This is a genomic window from Undibacterium sp. JH2W, assembly GCF_049340425.1.
Lineage (GTDB): Bacteria > Pseudomonadota > Gammaproteobacteria > Burkholderiales > Burkholderiaceae_D > Undibacterium.
On sequence record NZ_JBMPOT010000002.1, the window covers coordinates 416,130 to 428,238 of the forward strand.

The window sequence follows — 12,109 nt, forward strand, 5'->3', positions numbered from 1 at the left end:
AAGCTAATAATGCCCTGTCTGTTGCATGCTGAATCTGAAGCAGCTCCCGCCACCTTCACGTTCCAGGCAAGTAATTTCTGCGGCATGCTTTTGCGCGATCTGCTTGACCAGGCTTAGACCCAGACCAACACCACCATCACTTTCCTTTGCTCCTGGTAATCTGTAAAAGGGCTCAAAAATCCTTTCCCTTTGTTCTGCTGGTATTCCTGTACCACGGTCATTGATTTCTATGACAAGCATATTTTCACTGCGATAAATCAGGCTGGAAATTTCCTCATTGCCATTGATTACCCCATGTCGACGCGCATTTTCCAGCAAGTTGCGCAACAGGCGGCGCAATAATCTGGCATCTCCCATGACCACAGCTGAATCTGAAGTGATATCCCTGCATGAAATGTCGGCATTGACACGTGCACTTTCTTCGCTGAGTAAACTGAGCATATCGACGGCTTCAGAGGTAAAAGTTTCTTCATATCTGGCTTCCAGGCGACTGCTCAATAGAATTTCATCAATTAACTGATCCAGTTCATTGATACTGCGTTTCAATTCTGCCTGCAAACCTGGCTGGGCTTGGCTTTGCAGCATCTCTATTCCCATGCGTATGCGTGTCAGTGGGGAACGCAATTCATGTGAGGCATTTGCCAGCAATGATTTTTGCGCGTTGACCAGGGTCTCTATGCGCGCCGCAGACTGATTGAAGCTGGTGGCCAGCCTGGCCACTTCATCGCTGCCTTCGACTGCCACTCGGGTTGATAACTGACCTTTGCCCAAGGCAGAAACGCTGTCATTGAGTCTCTCCAGTCGCATGGTCAGGCGTCTCACTACAGGATAAGAACCGAGGGCTACGGCAAAAGCGATCATCAGTGGTGTCACTATTTGCCACAAGGAGACTGAGACACCTGATTGTGAACGCGCCAATAATTTGCGTCCATCGGCCAGTGGGGTGGCAAAATAAGTCGGGGATGTGATGTTCCAGCCATTTTTCATTTCAGATGGAAACACGTCAGGCATAGGGCCACCAGCAGAAGCTATTTTTTTTCCCATCCCCATCGTAGACGCTGAGATTGCTCGCCATCCATTGTTGCCAGCGGTTCAGGGCAATTTCCATGTCTGCTGCGGGTGCTCCTGAAGGAGGAAGGATATCGCTGGCGATTTGCGAAAAATTATCCATATTATTTTTAAAATTACTCGAGCTATTGGCTATCATATGCAAGATGATGCCTATCAATAACACAGTCACCAGCAAGCTGGCGATGATGGCCAGGTAAACGCGCAAGTAAAAGCGATGCCACCAGCGGGACCGCCATTTGCCCAGATAGGAGCTGAAAAACTCAGATATCCTGAAGTTTGGCAAAAACATAGCCAGCTCCGCGTATGGCAATGATGCGCTTGGGTTGTTTGGGATCGTCTTCAATGGCTGCCCGCAAACGGCCTATGTGGACGTCGATGGAACGATCGAATGCATCCGGGGTTTCCCCTTTCACTGCATCCATCAATTGCTCGCGTGACAGCACGCGCCCGGCAGATTTGGCCAGGATGCTTAATAAATCGAATTGATAGGAGGTGATATGGCAATCCCTGTCATCTACACTGAGAGTACGGGTATGCAAATTGATGTACAGGCGGCCAAAGCGCAACAAGGTTTGCTCATCGTCAGCCTTGCCAGCAATTCACGTGGCTCGAAAGGCTTGGCAATATAGTCATCGGCACCGATTTCCAGTCCCAGCACTTTGTCCATGCTGTCACCTTTTGCGGTCAGCATGACGATGGGGATGCAGGCAATATTGCCAGGCAGGGCGCGGATCTGCCTGCAGACATCCAGCCCAAATGCATCTGGTAACATCAGGTCGAGCAAGAGCAGGGCATAGGCATGTCCTGATTGCGGATGCTGCAATTCCTGCATCCCTTCTTGCGCGGTTTGTACATGCCTGACTTCAAAGCCATTTTGCTGCAGGTAGGCGACGACCATCTCGGCCAGTCGCTGGTCATCTTCTATCATCAGGAGTTGCGGACGTAGCATAGTCAATATCCAGCTTAGATTTGCAGGATTTTCAACAGTTTACTCTCGAATTTTTCTCCTGCACCACTGGAAATGAATTTACTCTCTTTTTTAACCATGAGCAGCCTGTCACCATTAACCACATACTCAGTCTCTTCATCTGTTCTTTGTTCAAAATTCACGACGACAAAGGCCCGCCCTGTTCCGTATTGATGAAAATTGCTCGCAATAGGAATGCTGTCGGCGCCTATCCATATATCCAGCCTGCTTTCGAGATTCTTGAAGTATTTTCGTTCGCGCTCGCTCAGCTTGTCTATCGTAAATTCAAAACTGAGCATGCGTGCAGCCTTGCCTTTGTAGTGATCTGTTTTTTCACCTTTGTAGACAGCATCATCCAGATAACGCAATATCATAGGGGCAGCAGATATCATTTGCCGCAGGTCTGAAGTAGTCAATTCATTCAGGGCTAATGCAGTAGATGGCCGGTTTTTCTTGTCCTTGTTCTTTATCGCAGCTTCTTGCTCTAGCCTGCCTAAGATTTCTTTGCCATAGATGAGGTGCAGGCCGTGGTTGCCTTCATCGAGCTGGAGCAGGGCTTGGCCTGATTTTTCCTCGCCATCCTTGCCTTCTCCCTGTTTGCGCCAGGATTTGACTTCCATTTGAACTTTGATGGGCGTCTGTGCCTGTAAACGGTTTAAAGCTTGTTTTAAATCTGCCAGACCATCGGCCCGGGCATGAGATGCCAGACAACAGACTGAGCTGGCAATAATCAAGAGAAGATAGTTTTTGTTTATCATGATTCACTTCATTTGAAAGGGTGTTGATTTGCAGACTTGATGACAGCTTGTTTACCTCAATACCACGGCGGGTGGTGTCTTGATCGTCTGACGGCAAGCCCATGCACCGATCAAGCTGAGCAAGAGGGCGCTGGCAACAGGTGTCAACAGCAAGGGCAGCAGCTTCGTTTGTAGGGCGGTTTTGAAGATGGTTTTGTGCAGGGCGAACTGCAATGCCTGGGTTCCTGCTATGGCTATACTTCCTGCAATCAGGCCCATAATAAAAAATTCCAGCCATATACTACCCAGCAGCCTGGGAGCCGAGCAGCCGAGTGTACGCAAGACAGCAGATTCTTGCTTCCGCTCTTGCATGCTACTGAGTACTGTTGCCAGCATGACCAGGAAACCTGCCAGCAAAGAGAGTAGCAATAGTCCCAGCATGGCCTGGCTGGCATGCCTTACCATGCTCTCCATCAAAGCCAGCATGCGGTCAGCTTCTATGATTAATATGCCGGGATGTGCCATGGACAGGGTATATAGCCAGTTTTTTTCTGCCGGATTTACATAAAACTCCGTTACGTAAGTTGGCACGATATTCTGCAGGCTGCCAGCTTCAAACAAGAAGCTAAAGCTGGAAGAGCGGGCACTGTCTTTTATCTCCCTGATGCTGGTGATGATGGCTGGCTGTGACCAGCCACCGATAAAAAATTCCAGCTTGTCAGCAAGATGCAGCCCGGCCTTTGCTGCAAACCCCATGTCCACCGACACTCCAGGAACAGATTTGTCCTTGGCTGCCTGCGGCCACCATTGGCCTTCAGTAATCAAATTTCCAACGGGCAGATCAGGGCTCCAGCTGATTTCCATTTCCCTTTCAAATATTTTTGACGAGGTCTTGTCAGTATTGGCTAGCGCCAGTCCATTGATATGTGTAATTCTGCCCAAAACCATGGGGTCAAATCTGCTAGGTTTGATCCCATGTGCGACCAGTGCCCTGCTCAGCTCAGGCAATTCGGAGGCGCTGATATTGGCCAGAAAATGATTTGGCGCTTGTGGAGGGAATTGTGCCTGCCATTGCTCTGTCAGGCTTTGGCGCAGGGCGACCAGGCTGGACAGCGCCAGTATCACAATAGCAAATACAGCCATCTGCAAAATGCCTTGCCATTGTTGGCCCTGTAATCTGCTCAGTGCCAAACGCCATGAACCACCCATCTTCTCCATCGGGATGCGCAAGCCGGACAGCAGGCATTTGGCTATGCCCATGAGTAGCAGCAATAGCACACTCAGACTGGCAATGACGATCAGGCTGACCAAGACATCTTTGCTCAGCATGAGTATCAGCAGAAAGATAGCCAGAGAAGCAGGTAATAGCCGCTTCAATATGGAAATGGCTGGCAGTTGTACCTGAGCGCGCAAGACCTGCACTGATGGCAGTGCAGGTAAATGCCAGACTGCCGGTAGAGTAAAGCAGCATAGACATAGCACGCCACACAAGAGGCTGAGTGTATAGTCAGGTAGTTGTGCTGCCAGCAGCTTGAATTGATAGGTCTGCAGTAAAAAGCTTGCTACAGCGGTTTGCATAAGACTGCCACAAAATAGGCCAAGCAAGGTGGCCAGCATTGCTATTGCCAGCAATTGCCAGAGCAGCATTTTGCGTATGATCCTTGTGCTGCAGCCAAAACTTTTTAGCAAGGCAATTTGTCCTAGCTGTTTATGGGCAAATTGCTTGCTGCCGATGGCTATTGCCAGACCGCAAAGCAAGACTGCAAAGATACAGCCCAGCATGAGAAAATGCCTGATGGATTTCAAGGCGTCCCCTCGGTTATTGGTCATATTTTCTGGTGTTACCAGGACTTGCTCAGGAGTCAGTTGTTTTTTTAGCGATGTGATGAAAGCTTGCAGTTTTTGATGATTGTCAGATGCCATCAGCCATTTATAGGCTATCCGGCTACCTGGTTGTAATAGTGAAGTTTTGGGCAGATCAGCCTGACGAATCAGTATTCTTGGTTTGAAACTGAATAAGCCAGGTTCATTGCTGAGCACTTCAGTGACGGTCAATTCAAGTTCACCAAGGCGTATGCGTGCACCAATCCCAATTTTTAATGCAGATAGCAGGCGTGCATCTATCCAGGCTGTTCCTGCCGCCGGGATTTTCTCAAGCTTGTTATTGATCTGGGTTTTATTTTGCGGTAAGACTTCGAGTTTGCCTCTTAATGGGTAGTTAAGATCGACTGCCTTGACTGATGCCAATGTCATTTCTTCGCCAGCTATCAGCATGGCTTCAAATTCTGCTGCCTTGCTGGTACGTATATGGAAGGCTTGTGCTTCTTCGTCCCAGGTTGACGGATTTGCTTGCGTACTGGTGACAATGCCATCAGCACCCAGCGCATCACTGCTTTGATTAAGTATGCTGCGTTCCAGTCGTTGAGAAAAAACTGAAACCGCGCCGACTATACAGACCGCCAATAATATCGATGCCGTCATGAGCCCGAGTTCGCCGCTGCGCCAGTTACGCAGCAATAGTTTGATGGCCAGCATGAGTGATGTCCTGAATAGTGTGGCTGGCTGTTGCGGTAGCCAGTGTCAATTGTTGCTGGCATAGTGCTGCCAGATGTTTTTCGTGGGTGACCAGGACCAGGCTGACACCCGATTCGCGGTTTAAGTCAAACAGAAGTCGGGTGATTTTTTCTGCATTCAGGCTGTCCAGATTGCCGGTGGGTTCATCGGCGAACAGCAGGCGTGGCTGGCAGGCAAATGCACGGGCAATGGCAATACGTTGCTGCTCACCGCCAGATAATTGCCGGGGGTAGTGCTGCTGACGTTGCTCCAGTTCTACCCTGTTAATGAAATTTTTGGCCAGGTCTTTCGCTGACCTGTTGCCTTTCAGTTCCAAAGGCAGCATGATATTTTCCAGGGCTGTCAAGCCAGGCAAAAGCGGAAAGATTGAAAAACAAAGCCTACATAATCAGCCCTGATACGGCCACGACCTTCTTCATCCAGTTTCCCTAGTTGATGTCCATGCAGTATGACTTCACCGGCACTGGCGATATCAAGACCAGCCAGGATACCGAGCAAGGTGGATTTACCTGCACCAGAGGGGCCGGTGATAGCCAGTGATTTTCCTGCATGCAGCGAAAAACTGAGGGGGCGAAGAATCTCAAGCTTGCCCTCCGGCGTATCAAACTGCTTGCTGATCCCCCTTGCTTCAAGGGCAATTTCTTTGCTGCTCATTTATTCACCTTTATCAGTCATTTACCAGATGACATGACTTTAGGTGATGCGCTTAAACGGACTGTGTAGTGCAGGTAAAGATTTGTAAAGTCGCAGACGCTTAGATGGAGTGGCGGAGGTGAGCGGGGTAGCTTAATTGCTGAGCGAGGTTTCTATTTTGCTCGCATAGCTATTGCAAGTTACCTGTATCGATATGCTTGCCAGTTGCTGATCAAAATGCGCTGTCTTGGCCTGGGTGTAAAGGCGCTTACTCAATTGTGGATCGGTAACCAGCATGTTGTTTTCGCAGGTTCTGCATAAAGGTATCGGACACTGGTGGCAGGGCTGCAAAACGCGATTTGCCGTTTCTTTTAATTAGGACTTACGCAAAACCGCCCCAGCTGCGTTGCAGCGCCTGCATTTAGCAAATTAGGTACTAAAGTACTGTCTTCGTCGCTACGGTGTAGTCGGGGTTTCAGGCTATACATTGTATGCCGACGGAACGAACCTCCCTTACGAGGGAGGTTTCCTTGGCGATAGCCTTGCTGGGATAATTTTGCGTAACCTATTAATAACATTTCATTCAGGTAATAGTAGTTTACTTCCGGTTTCGCCAGAGGCAATCAAGGCCGGTGAAATTGAATCTACGCCAAATTTCTGAGGGATTTCTACCATAAAGAATAAGTATTTAACATTTGTAAATGTGAATGATATTGATTCTCATTGTCAACATATATATCATTCGTATTGATTTGTAATCAGCTATACAGTGCTACACAATTAATATCTTATTTATAATATTTTGCCATGTGCAATCAAGGGTCTACATGCAACACTCCCCAGTAAAAAAACCAAAAAGCCTGCGCAATACCGACGATCAGATATCTGTTTCCATGAGAAAAACTACTCTGGCATTGGGTATTTCCAGCGCTATGTTCATGCCCATTGCAGCATTTGCACAAGATACAACGCCAGCAAGTACAACAACGCCACCTGCCACCAAGACGCAAAAAGACGGCCAAAAATTGCCTGAAGTTGAAATCCTCGGCAAGCGTCGTGAGTCCAATCCAAATGCAGAAGTCGGTGCGCCTTACAAGGCTAAATCGTCTGCTGATTCCCGCCATACCCGTCCACTGGCAGAAACGCCACAGACTATCTCTGTCCTGACACGTTCTGCACTGGATGATTCTGGCCTGACAGACTTGAAACAAGTCCTGGGTGCACAACCTGGTATTACACTGGGTACTGGCGAAAATGGTAATGCTTTCGGCGACCGTTACATCATCCGTGGTCAGGAAGCACGTAGTGATGTTTTCGTTGACGGCTTGCGCGATCCTGGTATGTCTACACGCGAAAGTTTCGTCATCGAACAACTGGAAATTTCCAAAGGTCCTAATTCCAGTTTCGCTGGCCGTGGTACTGCTGGTGGTGCGATCAATGCCATCACCAAGCAAGCGACTCTGGACCATGATTTCGAGCGCGTTTCCGTCGGCGTAGGTAGCGACTCACAAAAACGTATTACTGCTGATATCAATAAAGGTTTCGGCGACCATTTTGCTTTGCGTACCAATTTATTGTATGGCGATGAAGGCGTGCCTGATCGCTCGCCAGCCAAGCGTTCACGTCAGGGTATTGCATTGTCCGGTTTGTATGAAGCCAGCAAGGATTTGTCTGTAACCCTGGATTACTATGGTCTGCGTACCAAAGATACTTCGCCAGATCTGGGTTACTACCTGGTAGGTACAGTACCTAACCGTGTACCGGCGACCAATGTACCAGTGTATGGCCAGGAAAATGACTTCCTCAAGTCTGACGTTGATACTTTAACTGCCCGTGTGAACTGGGCTCTTGCTTCTGACCTCAAACTCACCAGCCTGACACGCTATGGCAAGTCCAGCAATGGCTATGTGACTACAGGTGCATCTTCTGCAACCCGCTATAACGGTGCAACAGGCCTGGCTTACACAACGGGTGTACTTGATGGCGGCCACACAGGCTGGCAGGATATTGATTACTTTGCTCACCAGAGTAATCTGCGCTGGGACAAACAACTGGGTGGCATGAAACATGAATTCATCTTTGGTGCAGAATATGCTGACCATAAAGTTGTGTCAGGTACTTACGCCATCACCAACACTGGCGCATTTAATTGCAAGACCACAGCAGGCATAGGAGCCAACAATGGTTACTGCTTTACTGATAGCGCCGGAGTGCAGGTCGCTAACCTGAACAAGCTGGCTGGTCGTAATTCCACACGCCTGAGCTGGAACCAGGACTGGCATATCAAGGCGCTGGCGCTGACAGCAATGGATACTGTCGATCTGACAGATAAATTTACCGTTTTTGCTGGTGTGCGTGCAGACTCCTTTGATCTGGACCTGACTCGTCGCAACAACACTACAGGTGTGATCACTGGTGACTACGGTTATAAAGATACTTTGCTGAATGGCCATTTTGGCTTGAGCTACAAGATCACACCTAAGCTCATCGTCTACGGTTCTGTGGCAAGTGCGCAAGACATCAATGGTGGTGAGGCCGATGCTGGTACCAGCAGTGGTTACGGTGGCGCAGTCTTGTATCAAAACCAGATCGCCGGTGCCAAGCCTGAAACTTCTATCAACTATGAGTTGGGCTTGAAGTGGAATCTGATGGACGATAAATTGCTGGCAACTGCGGCATTGTTCCAGACTAAAAAATCTGATGTGATGGAAGGTGCTAACTACGACACAGTTGGTACATTCAATTCAGGTAAAAATCGTGTACAAGGCCTGGAGCTGGGTCTCAGTGGTAATTTGACAGAAGACTTGTCCGTGCAAGTTGGTGCAGCATTCATGGATTCCAAAGTACTGGCTTCTACAACTCCTGCCAACGTCGGTAACCCGTTGAGTAACTTTGCCAAGCAAACGTTCTCGGTACAAGCCAAGTACCAGTTGACCAATGCATTCTCGTTTGGTGGAGCGGCACGTCATGAAAGTGATCGTTGCGGCGGGCAGCCTGATACAGCGGCAGGTTACACTGCAGCTGGCCTGTGCTCACAACCAGTGCCTTCGTTCTCGGCATTTGATGTTTTTGCTGCATACCGTTTCTCACGCCGCTTTGATTTGCGTGTCAATGTGCAAAACGTCACGAACAAAGACTACTTCACGGCAGTTTATCGTTCTGGCGCCTTCCTGTATAAAGGTGATGCACGTGCAGTACGTGTGACACTGAACTACGAAATGTAATCATTTGACGGCGAACAAGGGTTCATTCATCTTCACGAGTGAACCCTGTCGATTCAGCTAAAATACGGGTTCTTTATTGATTATTTTCATTGATGAAAACCCCAACTACCTCTGCCATTCCCCCGGATATACGCTGTGCCCAGGACTATGAACTTGCGGCGCAGCGTAGCATGGCAGAGGCCAGTTATGCTTATGTGGCAGGCGGCAGTGGGCGTGACCTGACTGTCGCTGCCAACTTGGCAGCTTTCTCGCAATGGTCAGTGTATCCGCGTGTATTGCGTGATGTTACTGGTGGCCATACGCGTCTGAGGCTAGGCAAGCAAACTTTTCCTCACCCCATACTATTGGCACCAGTGGCCTTTCAAAAGCTGGCGCATCCTGTCGGTGAAATCGATACTGCACGGGCAGCGCGTGCCATGGATAGCTGCATGATATGCAGCACTTTGTCATCTTGTCTTTTGGAAGATGTAGCGCAAGCTGCGGGCCATGACAAATGGTTTCAACTGTATTTCCAAAACAGGCGCGATGATACTCGCAGCCTGCTTGCGCGGGCAGAGGCAGCAGGTTTCAGCGCCATTGTCGTCACCCTCGATGCATCGATACAAGTTGCCAGTGCGCGCGCCCTGCAAGCTGGATTCCAGATGCCTGCAGATTGCGTTGCTGTCAACCTGCCAGAGAACTATGCGGGGCAAACGGTTGAGCTTGCACCTGATGATAGTCGTATCTTCCAGGGCGCAATGCGTGCAGCGCCAGGCTGGTCTGATTTAACCTGGCTGATGGCAGAAACATCCTTGCCTGTATGGGTAAAAGGTATCTTGCATCCCGATGACGCACTGGCGCTAAAAGCGGCCGGTGTTGCGGGTATTGTTGTTTCCAATCATGGCGGTCGCAGCCTGGACGGCGCACCTGCCAGTTTGACTGTGCTACCCGCCATTCGTGCTGCGGTAGGTGAGGATTTCCCTTTATTGCTGGATGGTGGCATACGCTCAGGCTCGGATGTGTTCAAGGCTTTGGCATTGGGTGCTGACGCCGTCTTGGTGGGGCGCTTGCAGATGTATGCGCTCAGTGTAGCAGGCGCCTTGGGTGTTGCCCATATGATCAAGCTGTTACGTGAAGAATTGGAGATATGCATGGCCCAGGCTGGCTGTGCAGGCCTGGCAGATATTGATAGCAATGCTCTGCTGCCTGCTCTTTGAGATACAAACAAGCTTGAAAGGCTTAGATATGCTAAATGTGATTGAAGGAGTTTTGAGCAAAGAAGAGGTAAGTCAATTTCGTGCCTATCTGGACCAGGCCGACTGGCAAGATGGCGCCAAGACTGCCGGTACACTCGCTTTGCGCGTCAAGAATAACTTGCAGATAGATGACGAGTCTGAACTGGCGATTCAACTGGGCAATCACATCCTGCGCAAGTTAGGTGAGCACCCTATGTTTATCTCTGCTGCTTTGCCTCAAAAAATATACCCCCCAAAATTTAATCGCTATCAGGACGGTGGCGGTTATGGCCTGCATGTAGACAGCGCAGTCATGATGATGCCCGGCACCCGTCAAAATTTGCGCAGTGACATGTCCGCAACCCTGTTCCTGGCTGAGCCCGAGGAATATGAAGGAGGGGAGCTGGAAATCGAAATCGACTTTGGTGCGCAGACTGTGAAACTTGAAGCGGGTGATATGGTGCTCTATCCTTCATCAAGCCTGCATAGAGTCACACCGGTGACCTCAGGCTCCAGGGTAGCCTCTTTTTTTTGGATAGAAAGCATGGTCGGTGACGATGCTGAACGCAGCATGTTGTACGACCTTGATCAGGCTATCCAGCAATTAACCCCCTTGGTTGATGCACAAAATTCTGCACTGCTCAGGCTCACCGGCATTTATCATAATTTGTTGCGTCGCTGGGCAATCACTTAATTTAATTATTACTTTAACTCGTCAGGAGGCATCAATGAAATTAATCAAGAAATCCATTTTCGCAGCACTCGTCCCCGTGGTCTTTGCCATGGCATCTGGTGGCGCCTGGGCCCATGGTGACGTTAAATGCACCAATGAACCCAAAGAAAAATGGCGTCCACATACAGAATTGGAAGCAAAGCTGGTCAAGGAGGGTTGGCAAATCCGTCGCATGGAAAAAACCAGCAGCTGCTATGAAGTGTATGCCAAAGACCCTAAAGGCAAGCGCGTAGAGGCATTCTTCAATCCTGTGACGTTTGAGCGCGTTGAAGAATAAGCAAACTGACGTGCCTGTATGGGACTTGCCCGTGCGCCTGATTCACTGGGCGCAGGTTTGTGCCATCGCCGCCGCCTGGATCACCAGTGGCATAACAGGCGAGGTCCATGAATACATAGGTTATGGCGCGGGCGCACTGATGCTTCTCCGTTTGGTTTGGAGCGGCATCGGCAATCGCTATGCAAGTTTTGCGCAATTTCTTAAATCGCCATCTGCCACGCTGGCTTACTTGCGTCTCGTCATTACTTCCAAAGCACCAAGATATATAGGTCACAACCCCCTGGGTGGCTGGATGGCTGTTGCACTGTTATCTTGCGTGGGTTTGCTGGTGCTGACAGGCTGGGCCATGGGTACGGATATGTTATGGGGCTATGCATGGCCAGTACGTGTACATGTCACCATTGCCTGGGCCATGCTGGGCTTGATAGGCTTGCATTTGCTAGGGGTGATGTTCACCAGCTGGCAGCATAGAGAGAATCTTGCCAGGGCTATGATTTCGGGCAAAAAACCAGTGCCAGGGCCGGATGATATCGATTAGTGCACAGTGCTTAAAAGCTGCGAGAACATTTTTGAAATGTGATCTGGGATTTGCTACATGGAGATAAAGCGAAGGGGGAAATACTTGTACGATTTTCTTTGCCCGGGATAGTACGTCAACCGGTATTTTTTTATTTGAATC

General features: G+C 49.4%; 10 protein-coding genes and 2 pseudogenes. 5 read left to right on the forward strand and 7 right to left on the reverse strand.

Features of this window, described 5'->3' with window-relative positions; genetic code table 11:
- Positions 1-3: 3 nt before the first annotated feature.
- The 7 genes and pseudogenes from ACO0LC_RS04235 to ACO0LC_RS04265 all read right to left on the reverse strand — a co-directional run bounded on the left by ACO0LC_RS04235 (position 4) and on the right by ACO0LC_RS04265 (position 6,279).
- Positions 4-1,011 (reverse strand): sensor histidine kinase, encoded by a 1,008-nt coding sequence (locus tag ACO0LC_RS04235; protein WP_423000913.1) that lies wholly within the window; start codon positions 1,009-1,011, stop codon positions 4-6.
- The gene (locus tag ACO0LC_RS04240; protein ID WP_423000915.1) at positions 1,004-1,360 is read right to left on the reverse strand and encodes a hypothetical protein; all 357 of its coding nucleotides are present in this window, start codon (positions 1,358-1,360) and stop codon (positions 1,004-1,006) included. Before ACO0LC_RS04240 ends, ACO0LC_RS04235 begins: the two co-directional genes overlap by 8 nt.
- Positions 1,332-1,999: pseudogene (locus ACO0LC_RS04245) on the reverse strand (winged helix-turn-helix domain-containing protein). Before ACO0LC_RS04245 ends, ACO0LC_RS04240 begins: the two are co-directional and overlap by 29 nt.
- 35 nt (positions 2,000-2,034) lie before the next feature.
- Positions 2,035-2,796, reverse strand: a complete 762-nt coding sequence (locus ACO0LC_RS04250; protein ID WP_423000917.1) for a hypothetical protein — start codon at positions 2,794-2,796, stop codon at positions 2,035-2,037.
- A gap of 51 nt (positions 2,797-2,847) precedes the next feature.
- On the reverse strand, positions 2,848-5,310 hold the full coding sequence (locus ACO0LC_RS04255) for an ABC transporter permease (protein WP_423000919.1): 2,463 nt from the start codon (positions 5,308-5,310) through the stop codon (positions 2,848-2,850).
- A pseudogene (locus ACO0LC_RS04260) lies at positions 5,282-6,003 on the reverse strand (ABC transporter ATP-binding protein). The gene ACO0LC_RS04255 and the pseudogene ACO0LC_RS04260 overlap by 29 nt, the downstream one beginning before the upstream one ends.
- Positions 6,004-6,135: 132 nt before the next feature.
- Entirely contained in the window at positions 6,136-6,279 is a 144-nt protein-coding gene (locus ACO0LC_RS04265; protein WP_423000921.1) for a hypothetical protein, read from the reverse strand.
- Between the two features lie 530 nt (positions 6,280-6,809).
- On the opposite strand from ACO0LC_RS04265, the gene ACO0LC_RS04270 reads away from it, so the two are divergent.
- The 5 genes from ACO0LC_RS04270 to ACO0LC_RS04290 all read left to right on the forward strand — a co-directional run bounded on the left by ACO0LC_RS04270 (position 6,810) and on the right by ACO0LC_RS04290 (position 11,968).
- The gene (locus tag ACO0LC_RS04270; protein WP_423000923.1) at positions 6,810-9,206 is read left to right on the forward strand and encodes a TonB-dependent receptor; all 2,397 of its coding nucleotides are present in this window, start codon (positions 6,810-6,812) and stop codon (positions 9,204-9,206) included.
- A gap of 92 nt (positions 9,207-9,298) precedes the next feature.
- Positions 9,299-10,402, forward strand: coding sequence for an alpha-hydroxy acid oxidase (locus ACO0LC_RS04275; RefSeq protein WP_423000925.1), 1,104 nt, complete (start codon positions 9,299-9,301; stop codon positions 10,400-10,402).
- Between the two features lie 28 nt (positions 10,403-10,430).
- Entirely contained in the window at positions 10,431-11,114 is a 684-nt protein-coding gene (locus ACO0LC_RS04280) for a Fe2+-dependent dioxygenase (RefSeq protein WP_423000927.1), read from the forward strand.
- Positions 11,115-11,148: 34 nt separating this feature from the next.
- On the forward strand, positions 11,149-11,430 hold the full coding sequence (locus ACO0LC_RS04285; RefSeq protein ID WP_423000929.1) for a PepSY domain-containing protein: 282 nt from the start codon (positions 11,149-11,151) through the stop codon (positions 11,428-11,430).
- On the forward strand, positions 11,420-11,968 hold the full coding sequence (locus tag ACO0LC_RS04290) for a cytochrome b/b6 domain-containing protein (RefSeq protein ID WP_423000931.1): 549 nt from the start codon (positions 11,420-11,422) through the stop codon (positions 11,966-11,968). The genes ACO0LC_RS04285 and ACO0LC_RS04290 overlap by 11 nt, the downstream gene beginning before the upstream one ends.
- Positions 11,969-12,109 lie beyond the last annotated feature (141 nt).